The organism is Dictyobacter sp. Z7_2 (genome assembly GCF_057551105.1).
Genome location: NZ_BAAJPE010000001.1, coordinates 1,557,803 through 1,582,564, shown reverse-complemented (window position 1 = coordinate 1,582,564; position 24,762 = coordinate 1,557,803). Strand labels below are relative to the sequence as shown.

At 51.2% G+C, this 24,762-nt stretch carries 22 protein-coding genes; 15 read left to right on the top strand and 7 right to left on the bottom strand.

What is annotated here, in order from left to right; genetic code table 11:
* The first annotated feature begins 325 nt into the window (after positions 1-325).
* Both AC27N8_RS06130 and fes read left to right on the top strand, forming a co-directional pair.
* Positions 326-1,354 carry a LacI family DNA-binding transcriptional regulator gene (locus tag AC27N8_RS06130; RefSeq protein WP_487065005.1) on the top strand — a complete coding sequence of 343 codons (1,029 nt, stop codon included), beginning with the start codon at positions 326-328 and terminating at the stop codon, positions 1,352-1,354.
* Between the two features lie 178 nt (positions 1,355-1,532).
* Complete coding sequence (gene fes / locus AC27N8_RS06125) at positions 1,533-2,792, top strand: enterochelin esterase (RefSeq protein WP_487065003.1); 1,260 nt, start codon at positions 1,533-1,535, stop codon at positions 2,790-2,792.
* Here fes and AC27N8_RS06120 read toward each other — a convergent pair.
* A complete protein-coding gene (locus tag AC27N8_RS06120; RefSeq protein WP_487065001.1) occupies positions 2,789-3,103 on the bottom strand; it encodes a chorismate mutase in 315 nt (104 codons plus the stop codon). The two genes, fes and AC27N8_RS06120, sit on opposite strands and share 4 nt — an antisense overlap.
* A gap of 101 nt (positions 3,104-3,204) precedes the next feature.
* Here AC27N8_RS06120 and selD point away from each other — a divergent pair, with 101 nt between their 5' ends.
* Complete coding sequence (gene selD / locus AC27N8_RS06115; RefSeq protein ID WP_487064999.1) at positions 3,205-4,260, top strand: selenide, water dikinase SelD; 1,056 nt, start codon at positions 3,205-3,207, stop codon at positions 4,258-4,260.
* Between the two features lie 84 nt (positions 4,261-4,344).
* On the opposite strand, the gene AC27N8_RS06110 is transcribed toward selD, so the two are convergent.
* The gene (locus AC27N8_RS06110; RefSeq protein WP_487064997.1) at positions 4,345-5,259 is read right to left on the bottom strand and encodes a BclA C-terminal domain-containing protein; all 915 of its coding nucleotides are present in this window, start codon (positions 5,257-5,259) and stop codon (positions 4,345-4,347) included.
* A 210-nt stretch (positions 5,260-5,469) separates the two neighbouring features.
* Positions 5,470-6,381 (bottom strand): BclA C-terminal domain-containing protein, encoded by a 912-nt coding sequence (locus AC27N8_RS06105; RefSeq protein WP_487064995.1) that lies wholly within the window; start codon positions 6,379-6,381, stop codon positions 5,470-5,472.
* Between the two features lie 250 nt (positions 6,382-6,631).
* Here AC27N8_RS06105 and AC27N8_RS06100 point away from each other — a divergent pair, with 250 nt between their 5' ends.
* The 4 genes from AC27N8_RS06100 (at position 6,632) to AC27N8_RS06085 (ending at position 9,758) form a co-directional block, all read left to right on the top strand.
* Positions 6,632-7,186 carry a hypothetical protein gene (locus AC27N8_RS06100; protein ID WP_487064993.1) on the top strand — a complete coding sequence of 185 codons (555 nt, stop codon included), beginning with the start codon at positions 6,632-6,634 and terminating at the stop codon, positions 7,184-7,186.
* Positions 7,187-7,301: 115 nt separating this feature from the next.
* Positions 7,302-7,784, top strand: coding sequence for a hypothetical protein (locus AC27N8_RS06095; protein WP_487064991.1), 483 nt, complete (start codon positions 7,302-7,304; stop codon positions 7,782-7,784).
* A 493-nt stretch (positions 7,785-8,277) separates the two neighbouring features.
* Complete coding sequence (locus tag AC27N8_RS06090) at positions 8,278-8,691, top strand: MarR family winged helix-turn-helix transcriptional regulator (protein ID WP_487064989.1); 414 nt, start codon at positions 8,278-8,280, stop codon at positions 8,689-8,691.
* Between the two features lie 86 nt (positions 8,692-8,777).
* Positions 8,778-9,758: a ring-cleaving dioxygenase gene (locus AC27N8_RS06085; RefSeq protein ID WP_487064987.1), complete on the top strand. Its 981-nt coding sequence runs from the start codon at positions 8,778-8,780 to the stop codon at positions 9,756-9,758.
* Positions 9,759-9,873: 115 nt separating this feature from the next.
* Here AC27N8_RS06085 and AC27N8_RS06080 read toward each other — a convergent pair whose 3' ends face one another.
* The gene (locus tag AC27N8_RS06080) at positions 9,874-10,893 is read right to left on the bottom strand and encodes a zinc-binding alcohol dehydrogenase family protein (RefSeq protein ID WP_487064985.1); all 1,020 of its coding nucleotides are present in this window, start codon (positions 10,891-10,893) and stop codon (positions 9,874-9,876) included.
* Between the two features lie 128 nt (positions 10,894-11,021).
* Here AC27N8_RS06080 and AC27N8_RS06075 point away from each other — a divergent pair, with 128 nt between their 5' ends.
* Both AC27N8_RS06075 and AC27N8_RS06070 read left to right on the top strand, forming a co-directional pair.
* Complete coding sequence (locus AC27N8_RS06075) at positions 11,022-11,402, top strand: winged helix-turn-helix transcriptional regulator (protein ID WP_487064983.1); 381 nt, start codon at positions 11,022-11,024, stop codon at positions 11,400-11,402.
* A 2-nt stretch (positions 11,403-11,404) separates the two neighbouring features.
* Positions 11,405-12,184 carry an aminoglycoside adenylyltransferase domain-containing protein gene (locus AC27N8_RS06070; RefSeq protein WP_487064981.1) on the top strand — a complete coding sequence of 260 codons (780 nt, stop codon included), beginning with the start codon at positions 11,405-11,407 and terminating at the stop codon, positions 12,182-12,184.
* Between the two features lie 9 nt (positions 12,185-12,193).
* Here the strand turns inward: AC27N8_RS06070 and AC27N8_RS06065 are convergent, their stop codons facing one another.
* On the bottom strand, positions 12,194-12,688 hold the full coding sequence (locus AC27N8_RS06065) for an aminoacyl-tRNA deacylase (RefSeq protein WP_487064979.1): 495 nt from the start codon (positions 12,686-12,688) through the stop codon (positions 12,194-12,196).
* Positions 12,689-13,116: 428 nt separating this feature from the next.
* Here AC27N8_RS06065 and AC27N8_RS06060 point away from each other — a divergent pair, with 428 nt between their 5' ends.
* Complete coding sequence (locus AC27N8_RS06060; RefSeq protein ID WP_487064977.1) at positions 13,117-14,778, top strand: GxGYxYP domain-containing protein; 1,662 nt, start codon at positions 13,117-13,119, stop codon at positions 14,776-14,778.
* 47 nt (positions 14,779-14,825) lie between these two features.
* Here AC27N8_RS06060 and AC27N8_RS06055 read toward each other — a convergent pair whose 3' ends face one another.
* Positions 14,826-15,425: a hypothetical protein gene (locus AC27N8_RS06055; protein WP_487064975.1), complete on the bottom strand. Its 600-nt coding sequence runs from the start codon at positions 15,423-15,425 to the stop codon at positions 14,826-14,828.
* A gap of 243 nt (positions 15,426-15,668) precedes the next feature.
* Between AC27N8_RS06055 and AC27N8_RS06050 the strand changes: the two genes are divergently transcribed.
* A complete protein-coding gene (locus AC27N8_RS06050; protein ID WP_487064973.1) occupies positions 15,669-15,827 on the top strand; it encodes a hypothetical protein in 159 nt (52 codons plus the stop codon).
* Between the two features lie 446 nt (positions 15,828-16,273).
* Positions 16,274-18,454 (top strand): S53 family peptidase, encoded by a 2,181-nt coding sequence (locus tag AC27N8_RS06045; RefSeq protein ID WP_487064971.1) that lies wholly within the window; start codon positions 16,274-16,276, stop codon positions 18,452-18,454.
* A gap of 67 nt (positions 18,455-18,521) precedes the next feature.
* Here the strand turns inward: AC27N8_RS06045 and AC27N8_RS06040 are convergent, their stop codons facing one another.
* Entirely contained in the window at positions 18,522-19,436 is a 915-nt protein-coding gene (locus AC27N8_RS06040) for a 2-deoxy-5-keto-D-gluconate 6-phosphate aldolase domain-containing protein (protein WP_487064969.1), read from the bottom strand.
* Between the two features lie 374 nt (positions 19,437-19,810).
* Between AC27N8_RS06040 and AC27N8_RS06035 the strand changes: the two genes are divergently transcribed.
* From AC27N8_RS06035 to AC27N8_RS06025, 3 genes are all read left to right on the top strand, one after another.
* Entirely contained in the window at positions 19,811-21,943 is a 2,133-nt protein-coding gene (locus AC27N8_RS06035) for a hypothetical protein (RefSeq protein ID WP_487064967.1), read from the top strand.
* Between the two features lie 311 nt (positions 21,944-22,254).
* Positions 22,255-22,734: a MarR family winged helix-turn-helix transcriptional regulator gene (locus AC27N8_RS06030; protein ID WP_487064965.1), complete on the top strand. Its 480-nt coding sequence runs from the start codon at positions 22,255-22,257 to the stop codon at positions 22,732-22,734.
* Between the two features lie 91 nt (positions 22,735-22,825).
* Positions 22,826-24,760, top strand: coding sequence for an ABC transporter ATP-binding protein (locus tag AC27N8_RS06025; protein WP_487064963.1), 1,935 nt, complete (start codon positions 22,826-22,828; stop codon positions 24,758-24,760).
* Positions 24,761-24,762: the final 2 nt, after the last annotated feature.

The window sequence follows — 24,762 nt, the reverse complement described above, 5'->3', positions numbered from 1 at the left end:
AACGCTTTTATATCTGTCTTTCTTGCCTATCATGAAGCAAATCTTGTTTCTACTTGACAGCAGGAAGCAGTCTGATTACACTTACTTACATCTTGTAGAAATGGATTTCGCATAGTATCGATAATTACTGCTTAGTCAATGGTTATCGCCTTAACGTAGCGTCGTGCCCTTGGGCACGATGTCCCAGTTTCTCGTACGAGCCAACAGGATCTCGGCGAGTCATGCTGGGTGCTTGATCGTACGTCGAGTGGGACATCGTGCCCAAGGGCACGACGCTACGCCAGAGCAATGATTTCTCGGACTGAGTACATGGAGTGTAAGTAAGATGACCAAAAGGCACAAAGTAGGCGAGCGCCCTACTATTGCGCAGATTGCTGAAGCGGCCGGCGTATCGGTGCCCACCGTTTCAAAGGTGTTGAATGGTCGGGAGGATGTGTCCTTGCCTACACGCACTCGTGTGGAGCGTATCATCGAAGAGAGCGGATTTGTACGTCATCGTGCCGTGCGTGCTCAGAGCAAGAATCGCACGGGGATGATCGATATGATTGTGCCTCACCTGGACGATGACTATTTTCTTCCCATCCTGCGCGGTGTAGCGCAAGTATTTTATGAGGCCAGCATGCGTCTGGTACTTACATCAACCCATTACGAGACCGAGCAAGAGCTTCATTGGGTTGATACCCTTACCGAGCGCTCTACCGATGGGATCTTGCTGGTGCTACCTTCTGATGCTGCTCTCAAGCAATTGGCGCATCATAACATCCCCTTTGTCGTCATCCATAACCAGGGCGGACTGTCCTCGACGATCCCTTCCGTGACGACCACCAGCTGGGAGGGTGGTTTCGCCGCCACCACTCATCTGATCGAACTTGGTCATCGGCGTATCGCTTATATCGGCAAGAACGCGAGCTCGATGGATGCGGTCGAGCGTTTATCTGGCTATCGCGGAGCGCTCGGCGTGGCGAACCTGCCCCTTGATCCGCAACTGGAATGCGCAGGACAATTTTCGACTGCCGATGGCTACGCTGCGACCAGGCTCCTGATGGCGCTCGACTGCCCTCCCACGGCAATTTTTGCCGGCAATGATCATCAGGCGATGGGAGCGTATCGTGCCTTATACGAGCTTGGCATTGCTGTGCCACAGGAGATTAGTATCGTTGGCTTCGACAATCTTGCTTATACCGAATTAATGAACCCTCCTTTGACGACCGTGCACGTTCCGCGTCTGGAACTGGGACGTGTCGCGGCTACCATGCTGTTGCGCCTGGTGAATAAGGAGCCGTTGGATGCGCCGTTAATGATGTTGCCCGGACATTTGCTGGTGCGAGAATCATGCGCTCCCTTATTCCCATGACCAGTGTCGAGCGAAGCGCAGACACCGTAGCGTTGCGCCCTCGGGCGCAATGTCCCACTCGACATACGAAACAGCCAACCAACGCATCTCACAGGGATACTTCTTGCATGGACAACCATAGAAATGTATGGTATGGTTTTCTCAACTTGATGTTTATGGGTATTAGAAAGGTTGTTATATGCCTGAAGATCTTAGTTCACAAATCAGCCAGCTACAGAACGATCTGGAGGGCGGTAACACCTCTGCTCTGGCATCTTTCTGGCAGTCGGTAAGCGAGCAAGGGGCTCCTCTGATTGAGACGATTCCCGATGATGAAAGCCATGTGTTGGTGACCTTTCTCTGGCGCGGCAATGATGAGACTCAGAACGTGGTCATCTTTGGAGGTCTGTCGCATCTTGAGAGCATTGAGCATCATCAAATGACGCGCCTCCTGGAGACGGATCTCTGGTATAAAACGTATAAAGTCTGGTCAGACGTGCGTACGACCTATCAGCTTTCGCTCAATGATTCATTGATCCCCCTCGATCAAGATCCTGATGTCGATGCGCGTATCCGGAGTTTTCAGGCTGATCCCTTGAATCCGCGACAATTTATTTATATTAAAGATGAGGAAGATCCTGAGAGCCACGAAACGATTATTTCTGTGCTTGAACTGCCCGATGCGGTCTCTCAGCCCTGGATAGAGAAGCGGGAAGACGTGCCACATGGTCAGGTAGAGATGCATCGTTTTCGTAGTAATATCCTGAACAACGAGCGCCGTGTCTTTGTCTACACGCCGCCGGACTATTCACGTGAGCATGAGCCGTATGCCCTGATGGTGGTCTTTGATGGCTCGGCCTATATCGATTATGTCCCCACGCCCACTATCATCGATAATCTGTTAAGCGAAGGCAAGCTGCCTCCATTGGTGGTGGTGATGCCTGATAGCTTGAGTCGGGAGACGCGTAGCCACGAGCTGCCTTGTTACCCCCCGCATGTGGACTATTTGACGCAAGAGCTGCTCCCCTGGGCGCGTGAACACTATCACATCACCAGCGATCCCGCCCGGACGATCGTGGCCGGATCGAGCTATGGCGGACTGGCTGCTGCTTTTGCTGCTTTCAAGGCTCCTGATGTCTTCGGCAACGTGCTCTCGCAGTCTGGCTCCTTCTGGTGGGGCAAGGAGCATCCTGATGATCCAGGATCTGAATGGCTGACTCGCCAGTTTACGCAGAGCGAGAAACTTCCGCTGCGTCTGTACCTGGATGTGGGTCTGTTGGAACGCTCCTCAACTCCTGATCATGACATGGTGGGCACCAATCGACGCTTGCGCGATGTGTTACGCAAAAAAGGCTATGCAGTCAGCTACAGCGAGTTCGCTGGTGGTCATGACTATATCTGCTGGCGCGGCACATTGTCAGATGGATTACAGGCTCTCACAGGGTCCTGGTCATCTTAATCAGTTGTATCGACGTTGCTTGATGTGGCGTGCTGTGCTTTGGTGGCACGATGATTTTTCACCACTTCGTCGCGGATACTTTGAAAGAGATGATAGACAAATTCGGGATTCAGTCCATGAGCTTGTGCCGCTTGTCGGTAGCTGGTAGATTGTTCCCGCTCGCGCACGCTATCGACGGCGGATAAATGTTGCTGTGCTTTATAGTCTCCTACTTTGTTGGTGAGATCAAAGCGTCTGGCGAGTATAGCGATGAGCTCTCTGTCAACGCTGTCGATCTGCTGACGTAGCTCCGTGAGATTGGGATGGTCCATAGCGAAATCTTACCTTGTCTTTTTTGTGTGTACTATAGCATATCCAGACAAATCGGTGTAGCATGTCTCCGTTGTAAAATTTTCTGAGGAGAAAAAAGTCCATGAGTGATAATCAATCGATTCGGCTGACCGAACTTGCTGATTGCGCAGGCTGTGCCGCTAAAATTGGAGCTGATCTGCTGGCCGAGGTGCTGCGTCCGTTGCGACAGCGCAACGCGCCACCTCAACTACTGATCGGCTTGGGAGCTATTGATGATGCCGCTGTCTATCAGGTCAATGCTCACCAGGCGATCATCAGTACCGCCGATTTCTTTCCGCCAGTCGTGGATGATCCCTATACCTTTGGTGCCATCGCGGCGACCAACGCCGTGAGCGATATTTATGCGATGGGTGGGCAGGTCCTGATGGCGATTAATCTGGTGGCCTGGCCCGAAGATCTGCCGTCCAGTGTACTCAGTGAGGTGTTACGCGGCGGTATGGATGTGGTTGAGAAGACCGGTAGTGTGATCGCTGGCGGACACTCGATCTCCGATCGTGAGCCAAAGTATGGTCTGGCTGTGACTGGGATGGCTCATCCCGACCATCTGCTCACCAAGGGAGGCGCTCGACCGGGCGATCTGCTCATCCTGAGCAAGCCGCTGGGGACAGGCCTGATTACGACCGCTCAGAAGCGTGGCAAAGTTCATCCCGATGATATGGCGGCGGCGGTTACATCTATGACGACGCTCAACCGTCGCGCCAGCGAACTGCTTGTCGAGGCCGGAAACGCGGTCCATGCCGTGACGGATGTGACCGGATTTAGTTTGCTGGGACATGCCTGGGAGATGGCAGCACAAAGTCTGACCAATATGCGCTTTGACTACGCTTCTTTGCCGCTGTTGCCCAACGTCCGTCACTACGCTGAGGAGGGATGTATCCCCGGCGGGACGGCTCGCAATCGGCGCTCCGTCATCGCTCACGTACGGATCAATGAGCAGCTGAGCGAGCTGGATCATGCCATCCTCTTTGATCCGCAGACATCCGGTGGACTCCTTGCCGCGATTGATCCCATCCTCTGGCCAACCCTGGTTGAGCAGTCTGAAGTTCCATTTGTGCTTATTGGGGAGGTGACCGCAGGCGTTGATACGCAGCAGCAGGTTGAGCTCACAGTCCTCTAATGCCATCCAGTGCTCTGGAGCAGTAAAATCCTCGCATATCCTTATCCTTATCCTTATGACAAAGGGATGCGAGGATTCTGCTTGCTAGGGGATTAAATCGCCTATTTTTTCGATCAGGACAGAAGCGTTTTCATTGGTTTGTGTCCCACCGGCCAGTGTTTGTAGCGTCACGGCTGAGGCCGAGCTATGATTTCTAATCGTGACGATATCTCCTGGCAGGAGGGTAACGATAGCCTGGCCGTTGTTTGGTTGAGTACCAGCGGCTGATCCATAGATGGATTCTGGTAATACTGCACCATTAACGGAGATTGCAAATTGATTTGGTTCAACCCCCGAGACAGAGAATCTAATCAGATACTCGCCTGCGTTGGTGATCACTATCTGAGAGGTTCCCCCTGTATGTGTAATGCCACCGGTTACATTGCCATTTATGTTGAACGTAATATCTCCTTCTATCGCGACAACCTGGGCGGCTTCGTTGTAGATATATCCGAACTGATCCAGGCCCTGTGAGGGACCTTGTAGACCGGTAGCTCCTTGAAAGCCGCTATTGCCAACGATACCAACATTTCCCGCAGCACCAGGCGCTCCTTGAGGCCCGGTTGGGCCAGTGGCTCCCATGTTTCCCATGGGACCTTGAGGGCCGGTGGCTCCGGTTGGGCCGATCGGGCCTTGAGCGCCTGTAGCTCCGGTTGGGCCAATGGGGCCTTGAGCGCCTGTAGGTCCCACTGTTCCCGTGCCGGTGGCGGGAAATCCCTGTGGACCTCTGGGACCAGTGATACCAATCGGTCCCACCGGTCCGGTAGGGCCTTGTGGCCCGGGGATAAAGATTGGTCCTATCGGTCGGGGTGCATATGTGTCAGATTGACAGTATATTCTGTGGCAACTATGTATACTCACGTGCTCAAATACATGTGCTTGAGCACTGGTTGTAAAGCAACAACTGAGTAACAAAAAGCAAGTTGCTACAAAAGCACTGAACTTAATCCATTTCATCATGAGGATGAACGCTCCAATCACCTACTAAAAACAACAACTGGATCTAGAGATATATTTGTCTACTATTTTCTGTGACTGCTCATCATGCAAGTATTTTTAGACTTGTATGATGAGCAATGCATCGTCATGTTTCATTTGTGTCTTGCAAGGGAGAGCGAAATCCTCGCATCCTGGGCTGGTATGAGAACGCTATGCGAGGATTTCAGAGCTTTATGTGAGTGTCGGGCTTATTTTTTCAATCACGATGGAAGCATTCACATTTGTTTGTGTTCCACCGGCTAGCGTTTGCAGTGTGATGGCCGTTGCCGAGGTATGATTTCTCAGGGTGATGACGTCTCCAACTGTCAGGTTGATAATCACCTGACCATTGTTTTGTTGATTGGCCGTGCCTGATCCGTAGAGTGATCCTATAATCGCAGCGCCATTGAGAAACAATTGAAATTGATTAGCACCCGTCGCTGAGACAGAGTAGTTGATTTGATATAAACCTCCACTGGTAACCACTATCTGAGAGGTGCCAGCAGTATGGGTCAGCCCGGTGGTGAGGATGCCATTGTTGTCAAAGGTAACATCTCCCTCTATGGCCACCGCCTGAGCTCCGACGTTGTAGACGTAGCCAAATTGATCTAATGCACTGGCGGGGCCAGCTGCACCAGTAGGACCAATCGGGCCAGTAGGGCCGGTGGCTCCCTGTGCGCCAGCGGCGCCAGCGAGTCCATTTGGTCCGGTGAAACCGGTGTTTCCGGCAATACCCGGGATACCTTGTGGACCAGCGGCGCCAGTGAGGCCGATGGGACCTTGTGGACCTGTGGCGCCAGTGAGGCCGATGGGACCTTGTGGACCTGTTGGTCCTGCAATACCATTGCTTGTGCCGGGAACTCCCCGTGGCCCGGGAAGGCCCATAGGACCTTGCGGACCTTGCGGACCTTGCTGTCCGACTATGATGATGGGTCTATGTGGTTCGGGCTTGTGATGTGTGTCAGATGGACAGGTATGTATGCCGTGGCAGTCATGAACACTTCCGTGTTCAAATACATGGGCTTGAGCGCCGGTTGTAAAGACACAACCCAGCAGTAGAAAACAAGTCGCTAAAAAAGTACTGACTTTAATCCATTTCATCATAAGGATGAACGCTCCAATCACCTACTAAAAACAACAACTGGATCTAGAGGTACATTTCATCTGTGTACAGACATATTTATGCTCTATTTCCCATATATCTCTATTCGGCAAGATTTTTTATATCTTTAATTGAATAATCTATAAATCAAAGAATTTGATTTAATAAATGCAAAATGATGCTCCTGATCAGGTCGGATATCATACACTATAGATCTGAATGAGTTCTCAATTGATGAATGGATTGCTGGTCATGGAAGGTTCAGAGGTTGAAGCCTATCTTGATGAATTTGGCTCAGAGTTGATACGTCGTGGTTTTACTGATCCAATCGATATTCTGGTCGTGGGAGGGACCTATATGGTAATGAAACTATCCAATCGTCCCGCCACCGAGGATATCGATTTTATGTTCCTGGGCGATACGCTCGATCTGACGAAACTCCCTCTGACGCGGCAGGAGCGTGAGTTTCGTGCGGCGATCAAAGCGGTCGCCAGACGCAAAAATCTCAAGCAGTCGTGGCTGAACGATGATGCAGGACCCTTTGTCCGGGAGTATGTGAGCGAGCCGGTGCGCACGTATTGGAAATCATTTGGTCCTCTCAACGTCTACTTTACAGATAATGAAACTATGCTCGTCTATAAACTTATGGGCTTTAGTCCCAAACAGAAACCCGATGTGTATGCTCTGGCACAGGAATTGCAGGTTTCAACCTATGCAGAAGTAAAAGCGATTGTTGATCGACTTGTGCCGGAGCAGACGCAGGCAGAATTTGGTGTCGACGAGACGATAGAAGATCTGTTCGAGTGAGGCCGGATGAGCTCAAATAGAGGCCTCGACTGGCTATAGTTGTCATGTTCGATGATTCTCTATGGTATACTTTGAGTGTAAGATAATGTTTAGAAGGGAGGTACGTTTAGCAATTATGACTACAGCCGTTGCCACTAGAATGCAAACATTGGCATTGAGTTATGCCGAAATTGAGGCCCATGTTCCAGGATATCCATGGGTACCATTAGGGAATTTTATGCTCGACTTCTTCCGCAATTTTCCAGAGCAGCGTGCGGAACTGTTAGCCGATCCGATCCGGGAGCACTCATATGGACTCGCCTATCATTGGAATGATGAAGCGCTGGAGTCCTATCAGTGGGCTGTTTTTTGTGCCGCCAGCGCTGAGTATCTCTCCCACCGCTACGGATTAGCCTGCCCCGCATGGGCCTATGATCCCGCTTATGCTCGCCTGCCAGAGCCGTGGTATTTTGCACCCATGGCCTATAAAAAAGAGTCGGTCCGCCTGCGAGCCGAGCGCACCACGCCCGCCGAATTCGCGCAACGCAACATTTATTGCGGCGATAAGGTCTACGTTGATAAATACGCTGAAGCCCAAAAGCTTCAGGCTGTACGCTAACCATACGATGCTTGTCCTACTTTTTCCAAATGATTGACCCTTTGCACCAGCCATAAAGCCAACCAACGTCGTGCTCTGTCAAAGGTCATCGCGACGTGCCAGGCGTACACGTCAGCCAACGTAGCGCCGTGGTCTTGTGCCCGGCGACCAGTTCACGTACGAAAACGTCCAATATCAGGCTCTGTATACACAATTGCCTGTCATTTTGGACAAGAAGAACAGGCAGAAAGATCGTGCGATGAAGATATTTCTCTTCTTTCGACATTGAGCAACAAAATTGAACGTTACGTACGTCACGAGTCCGCCGGGCACAAGACCACGGCGCTACGCCGGTGAGCGTCTCACCCCATTGGGATGCGCGTCTCCAATGCGACATTGGTGCGATGATCGAAGCACCGAGAGCGAAGGGATATTTTCCCCTGCTCTTGACAAGCTGAGAGTTTAGTGCTAAACTGTCAGCATAGACGAAACGAGATGAAAGGATTATTGATAGGTGCTTCGATCATCGGTATTAGCGTGGCTCCGGCTGGCGCGCGTGTTCCAGAAAATCGATCGGGTCTCGGAGATGCACATGCGCTCATTGGGGCTGACGATGGCTCAGTTTGATATTCTCGCTCAGGTGGGCTCTGCTCATGGCATTACTCAGCAAGAGCTGGCGGATCGTCTTCTGGTGACCAAAGGGAACATTTCCCAGCTGATCGATCGGATGGAGAAACTTGGCCTGCTCAAGCGTTTCCAGGAGAAGCGTAGCAATAGTCTTAGCCTGACAGCAAAAGGCCAGGAACTCTATGCGCATGCAGTACCTTCTCAAGAAGATCTGGTAGCGAAACAGTTTGCGGCTCTCTCCTCGACAGAGGTGCATGATCTGCTCCACCTATTGCGGAAACTGGACCGTGCTCTTGTTTAATGTTTTTTTTGCGTTCATGGTTTAGTGCTAAACTGAAGTTATAGAGAGATCGATAGCAGTATGCTACTCACAAGGAGAAAAGTCTGATGGAATTAAATGGATTGCATCATATTAGTGCCATTACCGGCAACGCGTCATTAAATGTCGCCTTTTACACGCAGGTACTTGGCTTACATCTGGTCAAAAAAACGGTGAACCAGGATGACGTTTCGGCCTATCATCTGTTTTATGGCGATGATATTGGACATGCCGGTACCGAATTGACGTTCTTTGACTGGCCACAGGCTGGTCCCAATCGCCCTGGAGTAGGTACCATCTCTGCGATTCTGCTTGGCGTCACCGGTCGTGCCGCCCTTGATTGGTGGGCTCAGCGCCTGGATACATTTAAGATCGTCAATGAAGGCGTCAAAGTGCGTGGCAAAAACGAGACTGCTTATCTGGCCTTTGTTGATCCAGAGGGACAGCATATCGAGCTGGTCGATGATGAGGGAAAACTGGGTGGTCAGCCCTGGAAGGGGAGTCCCGTGCCAGCCGAGATGCGCATTCGCGGCCTGTATGGCGTCAGAATTATGGAGCGCGATCTAACCGCGACCGCTCGCTTGCTCACCGGAACGATGGGTTTCCAGCAAACAGATAGCTATCAATCGGAGCAGCAGAGCACCATCGTCGTCTTTGAAGTTGGCCCTGGCGGTCCTGGCAAGCAGGTACAGGTTGATCTGCGCCCCGACATGCACTTTGGCAGCCCGGCAATTGGAGGAGTCCATCACGTCTCGTTCCGTACTCCCGATCAGGAGGAGCACGAGCGCTGGAGAGAGAAGCTCCAGAAAGTCGTGCGCAATATCACGCCTGTGATCGAGCGCTACTACTTCAAAGCCATCTACTTCCGAGAGCCCGGCGGAGTCCTCTTCGAGATCTCTACCGATGGCCCCGGCTTTACGACGGACGAAGATCCAGAGCATCTGGGCGAACTGCTGGCACTGCCTCCATTCCTGGAGCCACGTCGAGTTCAGATCGAGGAGAACTTACAACCGATTCAGCCCTTGCAATTTGAGGCTGTCACGAAGTAAGCGAGCGATTGCTATCATCCGGGAGTCAGACATGGAACGTGTTTGGCTCCCGGATTTTTTTGCATGCTGCCCTCGATTGGCTCCAATGGGCTTCACGGGTGCTCTCATCCGGTTGTTACTCTGGAAATTGTGCTACAACGATTTTCCCGATCATATTCCCTTTTTCCACGCTGGCGTGAGCCCGCCTTAGATTTTCGGCCGTAATCGGCGAGAGCACCTCGGTGAGTGTGCTCTGGATCTGTCCGGCATCGACCAGCTCGGCTACATGCTCAAGTACATTGTGCTGCTCGATCATATCGGCTGTCTGATGCATGGAGCGTGTAAACATGAGCTCCCAACTAACCGTCACGCTTTTGTTTGATAATGTGCCGGAGTTGGTCGGATTGTTAACCCCTACGATCAAACAAATCTTCCCTTGCGGAGACACCGTTTTGAGCATATCCTCCCAATGGCGTGTGCCCTCGTTCAGGCAGAAAATGTAGTTGACCGTTGGATAACCAAGTTGCTCGAGCTGAGGCGCAAAAGGTTTGTGATGATCGATCGTTTCATCGGTGCCATGCTCTTTAGCCCATCGAATCGTTTCGGGGCGCGAGGCGGTGCCAATCACGGTCAGTCCAGCCCGGTGAGCCAGTTGCGTGGCTATAGAACCTACTCCGCCGGCTGCGCCGATGATCAAGATGCTTTTTCCCTGATTATCCTCGGGGCGTGGCGAGATCGTGAGCCGATCAAAGAGAGCTTCCCAGGCTGTGAGCGTGGTGAGTGGTAATGCAGCGGCGTGCGCAAAATCCAGGCTTGCCGGCTTGTGTCCGACGATGCGCTCGTCGATAAGCTGGAACTCGCTATTAGAACCTGGACGCGTGATATCTCCCGCATAATAGACTTCATCGCCCGGCTTGAAGAGCGTGCTGTCGGGACCAACCTGCTCGACGATTCCCGATGCATCCCAGCCCAACACACGTGCTTCCGTTTCTGCTTGCCCATTTGCTCGCGTCTTCACATCAACTGGATTGACCGAAATTGCTTTGACCTGCACAAGAAGATCGCGCCCAGCGGGAACTGGTTTTGGTAACTCTATATCAATCAGGCTTTCTGGATCGCTGATGGGTAAGTGGCTATATAATCCTATGGCTTTCATGGTGTTTTTTCTCCTCTAGTATGAATGACGAATCCTATGTATAAAAAGTATACCAGTCAGGTGCTTGTTCGTTAAGTACGCACAAATTTGTGATATAGTATCAAAAAATATACTGTTGGAGGCTTTTGATGAAGAAACGTGACGCTGATTTTGCTTATGGTTGTTCGGTAGAGGCTGTACTTGATGTGATTGGGGGGAAGTGGAAGGGAGTTATTTTATTTCATCTACTCAGTGCAACACTACGTTTTAATGAAATACGCCGCTTGCTTCCCAATGTGACACAGCGCATGCTCACATTGCAACTGCGCGAACTGGAGGCTGATGGCGTGATCCATCGTGAGATTTATCGCGAAGTGCCGCCGCGCGTTGAATACTCATTGACACCTTTCGGTCGCAGCCTGGAGCCGATACTTCTCTTGATGCGCGACTGGGGAGATCAACATAAGCAGACATTGCTGGCTGGAAAGCTCTCTGCGACGGAGCGAGAACTTGTGGAAAGGAGTGTATGATCATGATGGTTGTGCGTCCGACGGCGTATGAGGATGTCAACGCTATTTTGAAGCTGATGAATGAGTCTTTGCAGGCTATTCTCGGTGCCCAAATGATCGGCTTCTATCTCTATGGATCGCTGGCTCTGGGCGATTTTGATCCCGCCTCCAGCGATGTGGATTTTCTGATTGTGACCTCCGACGATCTATCGCCAGAGATCATTGAGCGACTGCGCGCTATGCATGCATCGATTGCGGCGAGCGGCCTTGTATATGCTCAAAAGATTGAAGGCTCGTATATCCCGACGCGAGCGCTGCGACGCTACGATCCCGCCGATGCATCTCATCCGAGCATCGGTATTGACTGGCCCTTTCACGTGGCGGGACATGGGATCAATTGGGTGCTTGAGCGTGAGATTGTCCGTGAGCATGGTGTGGTTGTGCTGGGACCATCCCCTCGGACACTGATTGATCCTGTGTCATCCGCTGAGATGCGCACGGCCGTATGTATCCAACTCAGGGACTTCTGGTCGGCTCAGCTCGATGGACCCGCATGGCTGCGTCCACGCGATTATCAAGCCTTTGCCACGCTTACCCTCTGTCGAGCGCTGTATACGTTGCATCGGGGGACATTGTGCTCGAAGCCGCAAGCGGCTATCTGGGCACAGCAGATGTATCCTCAGTGGCACGTCGTGATCGAGAGAGCATTGCAGTGGCGCTCCGAGCACGAAATCGATGACCTGACGACGACGATGCGTTTCTTGCGTGAAGCATTGATGCAAGCCCAGGCAATGTGCTCCTGATCGTGCTTGTTATGCTACCGTGAGGGGAACCACAAGTGCTTGTGTGAGATGTTGTAAATCGGATGGGTTTAATTCTATTTCTACTCCTACCTCACCTGCTCCAATGAGAATGGTAGGAAGAAAGATTACATTTTCGTCTAAATACATTGCCAGTGGTGCCCCCAGGCCCATGGGAAGTCCCAGGCCCAGAGGAGAGACTCCCTGGGGTGGATAGCCTGTGATATCCCCAATTTCTTCCGCCGTTGCCAGGCGAACGCGTGTGGCCTGCATAAGCGTAGCCAGGTGGGTGAGATTTATTTTGCGGTTAATCGAACAAATTACCATGCTATAGGTTTCTTGTGGCTCCGCGCAGAATAAAACCGACTTTGTGATACGCTCAAGTGGATAATTAAGGGCGTTGGCGAACTCCTGGAGATTATGAATCGGTACTGGCATGGTTGCATGGTCCCAGATGCGATATGAAGCTGAGGATGTGCTTAAAATGGTATTTACTTTGGGATGCATGAAGAGACTTACCTTCCTTTGCTTGCCTGTCAACTTTGTGTTGTGCTTGCTTGAGATTATGGTTCGGGACATGACAAGTGCTCTAAAAGTATAACATAAATCATGGAATGCTTACTTAGACGATAAGATCTTTGTTGACCAGGGCAACTCTGTTATTTTCTCTTTTTAACGAGTTTTTGGGATTCGCAAAATGTGAAATCCTACAGCTTCCGGCTTGTCGATAAGAAGAGCTATTTTCCATTGCTGCGCTTAAAATAGGCTATACTCTGAGAGATAACTGTTCAGGCCTCTCAATTGATGGGGTGAGACGAATTGATATATGCCTATCATTGATTGGCTCCAGGGCACACGTAGGATGCGACAGGTTATCACGACGCAAGGTTGGTCTGTGCTTGATGTATGTGTTTGTTGCGATGAGGAGAACCCTGATGTCGAAAACCGTTGCAAGGTCTGTTCTCAAGCTTGTTTCTGTCTGCATCTGCCTGGGGATTATAGCCATGACCGTGGCTGACTTGAAGTATGTTTCTATTGTCCATAGTACGGCGGCCAGTGAGTATCAGCCGGGCACGGGGAACGTGTATTGGCCCTCGGGACAAGCTCTTCCGACGTTTGCCCAGCCGCGCTTATTAGATGTGGCTGTTTTGGCGCATACCACTGGCGATGTCAATGTGCTGTTCTCCACGCTCCAGGGGATTGTCAATCGTGTGCGACCGCAGATTTATCTGGTAGAAAAGCATCAGCAGGTGAGCGAGGATGCGAACTGGTTACCAGATCTGAAGGTCCCTTACGTGATGCATAATAATCCCTGGGAAGTGCTGCAAAAGTATCGTCAGGCGATCAAAGGCATGATTGTCTACGATCCTCAGTTGATGGACACGATTAATGTGGCGACGACGATGGCTGGCCTCTATGATGGGGTGGTGGTCAGTCCTGCTCTGGCGCAGAAGTTGCTGGCGGCACCCTATCATCTATCGATTATTCAGGATCTACGGGGGAGATTTGCGACCAATCTGGCAGCTAATCTCTGGCAATTTCAGTACCTCTGGCCCTCCACCACGCATCGTATGCTGATCGGATTATCTCCCGGCACGGATTATAAGTATTCTTGTACGCAATGTGATCCCTCCGGATTTTTACGTGACTATGCCGTCGCCAATCGTGCGATGGTTTTCTGGCTGCCCGTCCTGCCCGCTGATACTGGAGCGCTCTTCCGACGCGTCCTTGCCTCTGTCTCGCCCGGCACGCCCTATCTGGGATGGTATGATAGCGAGTTTGTGGGTGTTCGTCTGGCCTCTACCTATGGAGTCTACACGCTGGCGGCAGACTTCCTCTCGAATCTGACGGTCTTTTCTGGCGTACGTTCCTCGACATTTGGCATCCAAACGCTGGCGGCGCCACCGCTGCGTAACAAGATCTATCTCACCCTGACCGTGAGCGAAGGTGATAATCTCCAATACATTCAGAACGGCATGCGTGCGTTGTGGAATAATCCTGGACGTGGAAAGATTCCTCTCAACTGGACCATCAGTCCTCTGCTCGTGGATGCCGCTCCCGCCATGCTCCAGTACTATCAGCAGACGGCTTCCCATAACGATTTACTGGTGTCTGGACCCTCTGGTGCAGGCTATTGTTATCCCTCTGGCTGGCCTGCCGATCATCTGAGTACCTTTTTGCAGCACTCCAATACCTACCTGATGCGTGCCGATCTCCATATTGTGATGGATCTGGAGGATGGTCCGAGGATGCCGGCTGTGGTCGAGCGAAATTATAGCGCACAGCCGCAGATGCAAGGGGTGCTCTTTAGCTGGTGGAGGGCGCGTAGTGTCACACAGATAGGTGATGGACGTATCCCCATCTCTTCTCAGTTGTCTGCTAGCTCAAGGGTGGGACTTTTGAAAACTATTCGCGCTAATGCTGCCCACTGGAATGGCCATGCTCCGCTCTTCATTTCTGCCCTTGCCATCGCCTGGGACCTGACACCGGCAGATCTGGTGTACGTTGTCAGTCATCTTGGTCCACAGTTCTCGGTGGTGCGTGGTGATCAATACTTCCAGCTGATGCGTCAGGCATACAGACTCCCCACTGTTTAGCATCCTTTATGAAACCTGCTCCTGGTGGAGCGTTGCGTGACGCTGCTTCAGGTCGTTGTCTGGAACGTTGCATGGGTATTATGAAAGAGTACGGTATTGTTCCCTACGTGTACGAGCATGTCGGGATAATGATTATGATTGGTGTCGACAAATTGTAAGGTGACAGGGATCAGGTCAGCATCGTGTCCGAAGAGTTGTGGGCCAAGATAGATGCGTGCATGTGTGGCATCATTGCCCGGAAATTCGATGATCTCGATGCGTCCCTGGTCGTTGCAGGCGATGAAATGACTGGCTTGATGCGTCGCCTGTTCATGTCCCACGAAGGCATCGACTTGAAACGTACGTGGCATCCCATAGCGCCAGGTATCGAACGTCGTATTGGCCCAGCCCAGCGTCGCCTGACCGAGCATGAGCAGGAGTACCATCAAGCACATCCCTATCCCCACGAGGGTGGCGAGCGCAGTCGATGAATTTGGCGTGCGGAGGAGCCATTTTTTTGCCAACTCAAGCAGGTTCGCTCCTACCTGTTTGCGGGGTAATTGTTGCGAGACGCGTTGCCAGGGGGGCACGTCCAGCGTGGTGGATGGTGTGATGGGACGATAGCGCAGGGTGCTACGTGGTGTGATGCTTGTTCCTGATGACATCATATCAATTCACCTTCATAGATTTCAATCGTATGGAAACCCCTGCATTCGTGCTGCGGGTTTCTGACTTGACTGTAGAGCAGCGTGTCACACGTTGTGTTCCCCGATTGTTTTAAAAATAAAGCCTGATCACATGTGACAAACGTATTGAAATACACGCAATTACTTATGAAAAGTGTAACCGATATGTAGGGCTTTTGACTACTGCTTTATCCACCAATGAGGGCACAATTTTGTGGATTGAGTGTGCAAAATCTTTCATTTCGTGTGGATAACCCTGCTGTGACGGTGGATATGTTCTTACTGATCTCCAGACGATCCTCCTCCGATGCACTGCCTGCCTCTGCCTACTCATCCTCCGATAATGTTTTCCCTTCAGGATTTGCCTGTCCGGTAATCTTGTGAACATTCCTGGCTACTTGCCACTTTCCTCAGTATTATATGACAATAAATCATTCTTTATGTGTATGTATCTTACTGTGTATATAGATTTTTTATATATGTAAGCATTGTTTATTGATAATAGTGATTATGTAATACTTTTATAATGGAAGTAGGCGTATCATCGCATAGTAATGGAAGAAAAGAGCATAATCAATACAGTGTGTTTTTAGCAAGAGGGCATTCTCCGATGCGGTGGGTTGATAGGGAATCATGGTTTGAAAATGGAGATGTAAGTACAAAAAATGCTGCATAATTGATTATCTCCTATGGCATAAATTTGCTGAGAGGTACCATTGAAAAGAGCATTGAAGTCAAGATGGCAACACATAGATGCCATAAAAACAGTTATACTCCTTGTTGTGCTTATGCTATTTATGAGCTTGAATAGCTTCTCACATGCTTTGGCAATGCCGCAAAAAACGTATCGCAGTTATGCTAGAATACCGGGTATTATTGCCCCATTGCTACAGCATCACGCAGCTATTAGTAGGACAGCGGCAAGTAAAGTTCTCCAGCTCTCGATTGATCTGAAACCCCGTAATCAGGGTATGCTGGATACACTACTTTTAGCGCAATCTGATCCTCATTCACCACTGTATCATCATTACCTGACGTCAGATCAGTTCAAGGCACAATTTGGACAAACTGCAGAGCAGGTGGCGAAAGTAATGAGCTACTTAAAAGGTCAAAATCTTGATGTGACATATATTGCGCCCAATAACCTGTTACTGAAAGCCACGGGGACAGTGAGGGTAGCCGAGAGAGCTTTTTTGGTGAACTTGAATAACTATTCGCTGGATGGCCGCGTGGTTTTTTCTCCCTCGCTTAATCCAGCCGTGCCAGATACTATTACTCCGCTGATCCAAAATATTACCGGTCTGGATAACGTCTCTATCTATCAGCCGCACGCACTGGCTGCTTCACAGAGAAAGCAGCTTCATCATGCCGGCCCTAATGGAGGCTACACACCCAGCGAGTTGCGTACCGCTTATAATGTGAATCCCTTAATCAACGTCGGAGCCACTGGTGCCGGACAAACGGTCGCCATTTTTGAGCTGGATGGCTATAATCCATCCGATATTAATACCTATCTGAGCAAATATAATCTTGGGCCGAGCAAGTATTCCAATGTTTTGCTGGATGGCGCCACGAATACGCCGGGGAGCGGGGCTGTCGAAGTCACATTGGACATGGAGATTGTCTCCGCGCTGGCTCCCAATGCTGCCCAGAAAATCTATATTGGGCCAAATTCGACAACCGGGGTGAATGATCTTTACAGTCGCATCGTTACCGATAATGTGGCGAAAGTAGTCAGCATAAGTTGGGGGCAATGTGAAGCGGCCTCTGGTAGCGCTGAAATGAACGCTCTCAATAACATTTTTCGGCAAGGGGCGGCTCAAGGGCAATCGTTTTTTGCGGCCAGTGGTGATTCAGGAGCCTATGATTGTAACGATGGTAGCCTCTCTGTCGACACGCCAGCAAATGAACCCTATGTTGTAGGTGTTGGTGGCACCAATCTGGTGGCTGGATCTGGCGGTACCTATACAAGTGAATCTGCCTGGTCTGCTACCAATAATGGACAAAGATCTGGTGGAGGTGGAGGGATCAGTAACTTTTTCACACGACCTGCGTATCAGAGTGGCACGAATCTGACATCTGCTAAACGCATGGTTCCTGATATCTCCGCGAATGCCGATCCTGCGTCAGGATATTCGATCTATTGTAGTGGCAACACTGATTACTGTACTGGCTGGGGCGTGATTGGTGGGACAAGTGCGGCGGCACCTCTCTGGGCCGGCATTGCCGCGGACCTCAATCAATACTTATTAGCTCAAAACAAGTTACCTTTAGGAAATGTTAATACGACTCTCTACACCCTTTATAACACACCTCAGGTGTATGCTCCGTATCATGATGTCACTACTGGTCAGAATCTCTATTATCAGGCAAAAGCAGGCTACGATCTGGCCACGGGTATTGGGACACCTGACGCCTGGAATATTGCACGCGATCTGCTTGGCAGCACCAGCGTCACATCAACGCCAGTACCGACCTCGCCGGTGCCGACTCCTATTCCCGTTGCTCCTCCGACGCCGGGTAGTTTCATGACGCAGTTGTTACAGAATCCAGGCTTCGAGAGCGGCAACCTCGGCTGGGGACAACGTTCCGGGAGAGGAAATAGCCTGATTGATCAGACGAATCCTCATTCTGGAGCTTACAGTGGACATCTCTGTGGTTATGCAAATTGTAATGATGAGCTCTATCAGGTCGTCAAATTGCCGAGCGTGGTCAAAAAAGTGACATTGAGTTATTGGGTCTATGTGGCGAACCGCAACACATCTACGACCTGTACGAGTAATCTCTATGTTATCTTGTATACCCAGGCAGGAAGGCCAATCGCACTCGTACAAAATCTGTGCAACACAGACGTCCATGGCTGGACTCAATACAGCGTCGATCTAAGCACTCTGCTGGCTGGACAGGCCGGTCAGACGCTCCAATTATACTTTGATGGTCGTTCGATGAATCCAGCGCCAACATCCTTTTACCTGGATGATCTCGCATTTAACGTATCGAATACCCCATAACATCGTATAAGACGCTCAAGGATGCTGGCGTACGATGTACAGAAACGTCGTACGCCAGCGTTTGATGTTACATCGGACGTCCGGATTCAAAGACCTTGATCCATGCTTCAAAATTTTGGGCGATCTGTTCAGCGGCCTCGTCTTTGGTAGCGCGTTTGGCCTCGAAGTCCACGACGGCATCCCAGAAGCTGGTCCGGCCGACGGCGAAGCCAATGAAGCCTGGGACGGCGGCTGCCGTCTTGAGCCAGTTGATCACATGATCTTTTTCGGCTCCGCGTCCCAGGACAATGATACCGACGGTATCGCGTCCATCGCGGCGAGCCACCTGGACAATCTTCTCGCAATCCTCATGGCGATCGAGCCCTTCAATCTTCCAGACATCAGGTTCGATGCCAGCATCCTGGAGCTCCTGAATGGCGCGTACCATCAGCCCGGGGCGGATCTGGAGATCGTAGGCATTTTTGTCCTGACCAACTTGATCGAGCTGAGATGGCTCCGCAGGCACAAGCAGCTCAAACATAAAGAGTCGTTTCTCCTGGCGCAGATAATCAGATAGGCGTTTGAGCCGTTGAGCCTGGCGCTGATTCATGGTAGTATCTGCTTCAGGATTATAACGAACCAGGACTTTGGCGAAGGTTGGGTCAATATTCTCAATATGCCTGGCAAAGTCCTCGCCATAGGCGAAATCGAATTCATCCTGGCCGCTCTTCTCGGTCGAGACGGCGGTGATATAGCCATGCTGATGGGCATCGCGTAGAATACCAACACCAAATTGTTCATCGACGAGAATCCCGACCGCTTCCTTAGGAATGCGGGTCGCGACGGCTTTAGTGAAACCGGCATAAATAATTTGCTTGCTTTCGGCCATCGCTATCGTTTGCTCCACATTGAGCGGCTCTTTCCAACCGAATAAGTTGGATATGTAGGATGCACGGTGATCAAAAGGCAAAATATAGAGTGGTTTGGTATATCCAATAGGCATACGGTACAGTTCCTTTCTCTGCTAGACTGATGAGAAAGCTTATGAACACCATAGACATCAGTAGAAATGTAGATTAGTTGTTACATTAACCTAACGTTACGCAGAGATCAGAAGTTTCAGTGGTATTTGAGAGCATTTCAAGCTCATCCATGTATGCGCCGTAACGAATATGGGCTATCACTGCTGCTAATCTGGTTACCTGCTCGTTGCATAGAGTGTAACCAGACTGGTAACCGAGAAATATTCTGGGGAGAACGTCTATGCCCATCGTATCCACCAGGAGATGGAAACGGTACGCAATGAGGAGAGCACCCTATATCTACGCTTGCACTCATTGCAATGCCATTAACAATTGGAAGGTATTATAAATTAATATGCGAATAACCGCGAAGCTATCCGCGCATCCATCGAAGACACAAGAGACGGAGCCGCTAACATCTGTCGAGCAGATGGAAGCGGAACAGCCAGCAGAGTCAGCGGGGCCTATAGACCAATCCGACGCCGCGCCTGTACTTGCTGGCGAGCAGATAGAGGCACAGTCACAGACAATGCAAACATCCCATACAACAGCAAAAAAAGCCGAAGCGCATCCAGTCAGCGGCTGGGTGGCAGCGATCAATCGTCCCTGGTTGCTCGTAACCATTCCCAGCATCGTAGGCGGTATCTGGCTGGCGAATAATAACTGGGTGATCACGAATAACATCGACAAACCCTATGCTCTGGCCGCAGGACCGGCTCTGGTGGCGAGCATTGTGGTGGGATGGCTGATCATCAATTTCTTCAAATCGATTGCGAGTTGGTGCACTTCCGCCTGGCAGGCGTTCCAGAAACAACGTTTAGAAGATGGTTCAGCGCAATTTTTCTGGATCGTTATCATTGTATTTATGATTGTCAGTGTGTTCGCATCCGGTACATTTTTCAATACACTGGAACACAATGCGCTCCCTGGATTAGGCTACGTGACCGCGCTTTTCATCGATCTGGTCGCAGTCCAGGCCATGCGTGCCCGACTTAATGCCGTGCGCATGCGCGATAAAAAAGGCGCCAGCCTTTATCTCTTTGGAGTGCTTCTCTGCGCAGGAGCAAGTGCATTTGCCAATGTCTATACCAGCCTGGCTGATTTCAATCAGCATCTCTCCGGGGCGCTGCCTCCCTGGATGCTGCTTGTCGCTCCCTGGTTTGGTCTGGTCTTTCCAGCCCTGATCCTATTGCTGTCGATGACGGCGGATTATACCATCGATCAGATCAGCACGCAGCTCGATCCCGAGCAGTACAAAGCTCAGGAAACGAAGCGCATCAAGCTGCTGGAATATCAGCGCGATGCTCTGAAGGAACGCGTTGTGCTCGAAAGCGAGATTGATCGCTACACATCGCTGCTTCAGAATAAAAAAGAGCACCGCACATTTTTCCTCATCAACTGGCTCTTCCCACTGCGTCCGCAGGCAGTGGTGCAGCCGGAGATTGATACCCAGAAAATCACTGATGAGGTCGTGAACACGCTTCGCCCCTGGTTCAAATTTGTCGATTCAAAATATGAACAAGCTGGCCTTGTGATGCAGACAGCCCACAATAATTCCGTGCAAGGGCTGCGAAAAACTATTATGGAAGTCAATGATGATATCCAGACTCTTATGCGCGATACGCAAAATATACATACTACACTCAATATACTGACAAATTTTCAGAATGTAAAAGTATCTGAACAGAAAAATCTACACCCAAGAGAAGAAAAAATCACATCGGCCCTGAAACGTAGCGAGAAGAGAGGGAAAACGCAGAGCCTCTCTGAGCCAGCCTCTTCAAAGCTAGCGGATGTCTCCGAGCAGATTGCACGGACAATTTCTAATGTGCCATCCAATGCTTTTCAGCTCACACCGGTGGAAGAAGCCATTTCGGAGGCTGAGGAAAGCATCGTGGCCGAGCCGCAGCAAGTCGTGGCGGAGCAGAATCCCGTTGAGATAACCGTCTCCCCGGTGTTTCCGCTCGAAATCAGCGAAGTCGCTGAGGAGCAAGATGAGCAGGACGAGCAGAATACGGGTGCTCTGCATGTCCCCGACGATATCTTATCCAACCTGATTGCGCAGATGCAGGGAGAACGGAATATCCCTCAAGCGATTCCACAAAGTGAGCTGAAATCATTTCTTGATACCTCGGAAAATGATCCTATCTCGCTGGACGGTCTCGATGCTTTCCTGTCTGATGTCACATCCGTGGCGCAGGATCAAGAGCCTCCACAAGCCTCAGATATATCTCAAGCTACTCAGCAGTCAGCCGAGAAGAGCACAGCACATGGTCCATACAGCATGAGTATCGAAGAGGTAGCGGCGAAATTTGATACAACGACGAGAGTGATCGAAACGGCGATCTCTAATGGACAGTTGACGCTGGCCAAGCGCGGTCAGAATAAGATCTTGATTTCGTCACTGCAAAACTATACGCCGCCTCGCCGACGTCGTCGCCCAACCGCGCAGTTGGAGACGCAACGGCAGGAGGTTTCCATCTCCTAAAGGAGAATGCCAGTCTGGTCACGTTTCTCCACAAAGAAGCGGGAGGAGTGAACATCCGTGTTCACTCCTCCCGCTTCTTTGTGGAGAGCAAGGCGAGGACACAGGAAGCGTATTCGAAGGCAAAAAAACATCACATCCCCACGCGCAAGCGCATTGCATTTTTGGCCGATGTTGGCTATAATGAGCATATCATTGACTAAGTTAATTAATATGGCTAAAAAGAGAGGTTTTTGCCAGATATTCAGGCTAATGTGATTCTTTTTAACCTTATTTGATTAACTAGCGCAACTAATGATAGAGATCAGGAAGGTATGGAAGGTATGGAAGGTATGGACTTCGATGCTCGGTCCGCGAGGGCTGACAATTTTCGCGCACCTGAACCCGATGTGGCTGAAATCACGGCGATCGCACACGGACTGGATCGCTGGTCAGACTCTTTGGGTAGACAGTATGGACCCTTATCGCGTCCGCAGCGGCGTATATTGAGCTACTTGAACACTGAGACAGGCTTAAGAGTTGGTGATCTATGTGAGCTATCTGGATTAACCATGGCTGGCACGACGCGTATGCTCGATAAACTGGAGTCGCTGGGCTATGCGTCACGCTCGCGCTCGGCTGTCAACGACCAGCGTCAGGTATATGTCACGCTGACCGCCGCAGGAGTGCAAGCCTTACATGAAGCAGAAGCTGTCTTGCTTGAGCGTGTAAGCCTCTCGCTGCAAGCGCTCAACGCCATCGAGCGTGTAGCCTTGATCTCTATCCTTGAGCGACTCAACGCGTCAGGAGAGTGAAGCGTATCGCCGAAGAGACAAGTTTGTGTATCGTGGGCGAAGGACATCTCATGTGTATTTGTGCGGAACAGTAAAAAGAGGAGTTTTCGTTATGGCTTTTTCTGGTCAGGGCATGGGCGGTGGCATGGGAGGATTACAGCGTACATTTTGGCGTCAACAGCGCTCACTGGGTTATCTCAACGATGGCAAGCCGAACGTCAAGAGAACCATGAAGCGTGTCTGGGAGGCCTCACGTCGTTATAAGCGTCAGCTGGTGCTGGGGACAATTGTGATGCTGCTCGGCGTCGGTCTGGGATTGATTCCTCCCTTGTTGATTCGCATTATCATTGATGACGCTATCCCACAACATAACCTCCCACTGGCCCTCTGGCTTGGCTGCGGCCTGATCCTCTTTCCGATTGGGAGTTCTGTGCTCGGATTGGGACAAAACTATCTGAGCATTGTGATTTCACAGAGCTTGATCGCTGATCTGCGTGAGCGCCTCTATCGCCACGTGCAGACGCTGGGATTGGAGTTCTTTACCTGGACACGTGCCGGTGAGATCCATACCCGTTTCCTGAACGATGCTGGTGGCTTGCAGAATGTCCTGACACAATCCTTTCTCGGCACGCTTGCCAATCTCATCACGCTGGTCGGCACGCTTGCCATCATGGCGACCATCAACTGGCAACTGACCATCGCGGCCGCCTTATCCCTGCCAGCTTTCGTCTTTCCTGTCCTGCACTTTGGACAGAGACGCTATACGGCGATGGAGCGTGCTCAGGATGCGCTCGGAAAACTGTCGGTAGTGCTGGAGGAGACCCTGAGCCTTTCGGGCGCGATGGTGGTGAAGAGCTTTGGTACGGAGGAGCGTGAGGCTGAGCGCTTCGATGTTGTCAATGTTCGGGTGCGTAAGGAACAGATCGCTCAGCTGTTGGAAGGTCAATGGCTCTCCGTGATTGTGCAGGCGCTGGCCGCCCTTGGACCGGCTCTACTTTATACCTTTGGCGCATACCTGATCATGACGCATCAGGCCGCTCTGGGCACGATCGTAGCCTTTGCCACCTATCTGGCTCAGTTGTATGCTCCAGCCTCCTCGCTGGCAGGCGCAAATGCCACGTTACTCGGTGGACTGGCACTCTTTGATCGTGTCTTTTATTATCTGGATCTGCCAACCAGCGTTCCGGAGGCTGTGCATCCTCAGAAGTTACCTGCTACCGCACAGGAAGGCATTGTCTTTGAGCATGTCAGATTTGCCTATCCGGGTGGTGCGCACCGTAAAGAAGCCAAAGACGTCAAAGAAGTCTTACATGACATCTCCTTTACCGCACCTCTAGGCCAGCTCACGGCCCTCGTCGGACCGAGTGGCGCAGGCAAATCGACTCTGCTGACACTCACCGCTCGCTTCTATGATCCCAGTAGCGGAACAATCCGGCTCGATGGCGTTCCTTTGCCCGACATCGCTCGTCAGGAGATGCGGCAACGGGTCGCCGTCGTCACGCAAGAACTCTTTCTCTTCCACGCCAGCCTGCGTGAAAACATCTGCTATGGCGTCCCGGAGGCTGGAGAAGCGCGCATCCAGGCTGTTGTTGAGGCGGCCCAGCTGAGCGATCTGATCTCCCGGTTGCCAGATGGCCTCGCTACGATCGTGGGAGAGCTTGGCTTCCGCCTCTCCGGTGGAGAAAAGCAACGCGTAGCGATCGCTCGTGCCTTGCTCTGTCAGGCTCCCTACCTCCTGCTGGATGAGGCGACCAGCTCGCTCGATTCGCAAGTCGAACGACGCATCCAGGCTGCTCTGGAAACGTTGATCGAGGGACGTACAGTGATTGCGATCGCACATCGACTCTCGACGATCCAGAAAGCTGATCAGATCCTGGTCGTGCAAGATGGAGAGATCGTCGAACGCGGAACACATGAGACACTCCTGGCGCAATCTGGCCTATATCAGCATCTCTACAGTGCCCAGTTTGCATCCAGGGATGACGATCTTGCTGTTGGCGCAAGTGAAGATGTTCCTTACACCAGACGCACAAGCTCACCAACATAGTA

Bases quoted from the DNA above. Each gene is read 5' to 3' on its own strand.
- AC27N8_RS06085 (WP_487064987.1), top strand. From the start codon at position 8,778: ATGGAATTAAATGGATTGCATCATATTAGTGCCATTACCGGCAACGCG.
- AC27N8_RS06040 (WP_487064969.1), bottom strand. From the start codon at position 19,436: ATGCCTATTGGATATACCAAACCACTCTATATTTTGCCTTTTGATCAC.
- AC27N8_RS06120 (WP_487065001.1), bottom strand. From the start codon at position 3,103: ATGGACCATCCCAATCTCACGGAGCTACGTCAGCAGATCGACAGCGTT.
- AC27N8_RS06070 (WP_487064981.1), top strand. From the start codon at position 11,405: ATGATGGTTGTGCGTCCGACGGCGTATGAGGATGTCAACGCTATTTTG.
- AC27N8_RS06105 (WP_487064995.1), bottom strand. From the start codon at position 6,381: ATGATGAAATGGATTAAAGTCAGTACTTTTTTAGCGACTTGTTTTCTA.
- AC27N8_RS06055 (WP_487064975.1), bottom strand. From the start codon at position 15,425: ATGATGTCATCAGGAACAAGCATCACACCACGTAGCACCCTGCGCTAT.
- AC27N8_RS06110 (WP_487064997.1), bottom strand. From the start codon at position 5,259: ATGATGAAATGGATTAAGTTCAGTGCTTTTGTAGCAACTTGCTTTTTG.
- AC27N8_RS06060 (WP_487064977.1), top strand. From the start codon at position 13,117: ATGTCGAAAACCGTTGCAAGGTCTGTTCTCAAGCTTGTTTCTGTCTGC.
- AC27N8_RS06030 (WP_487064965.1), top strand. From the start codon at position 22,255: ATGGAAGGTATGGAAGGTATGGACTTCGATGCTCGGTCCGCGAGGGCT.
- AC27N8_RS06080 (WP_487064985.1), bottom strand. From the start codon at position 10,893: ATGAAAGCCATAGGATTATATAGCCACTTACCCATCAGCGATCCAGAA.
- AC27N8_RS06065 (WP_487064979.1), bottom strand. From the start codon at position 12,688: ATGCATCCCAAAGTAAATACCATTTTAAGCACATCCTCAGCTTCATAT.
- selD (WP_487064999.1), top strand. From the start codon at position 3,205: ATGAGTGATAATCAATCGATTCGGCTGACCGAACTTGCTGATTGCGCA.
- AC27N8_RS06100 (WP_487064993.1), top strand. From the start codon at position 6,632: ATGGAAGGTTCAGAGGTTGAAGCCTATCTTGATGAATTTGGCTCAGAG.
- AC27N8_RS06025 (WP_487064963.1), top strand. From the start codon at position 22,826: ATGGCTTTTTCTGGTCAGGGCATGGGCGGTGGCATGGGAGGATTACAG.
- AC27N8_RS06075 (WP_487064983.1), top strand. From the start codon at position 11,022: ATGAAGAAACGTGACGCTGATTTTGCTTATGGTTGTTCGGTAGAGGCT.
- fes (WP_487065003.1), top strand. From the start codon at position 1,533: ATGCCTGAAGATCTTAGTTCACAAATCAGCCAGCTACAGAACGATCTG.
- AC27N8_RS06035 (WP_487064967.1), top strand. From the start codon at position 19,811: ATGCGAATAACCGCGAAGCTATCCGCGCATCCATCGAAGACACAAGAG.
- AC27N8_RS06095 (WP_487064991.1), top strand. From the start codon at position 7,302: ATGACTACAGCCGTTGCCACTAGAATGCAAACATTGGCATTGAGTTAT.
- AC27N8_RS06045 (WP_487064971.1), top strand. From the start codon at position 16,274: ATGCCGCAAAAAACGTATCGCAGTTATGCTAGAATACCGGGTATTATT.
- AC27N8_RS06130 (WP_487065005.1), top strand. From the start codon at position 326: ATGACCAAAAGGCACAAAGTAGGCGAGCGCCCTACTATTGCGCAGATT.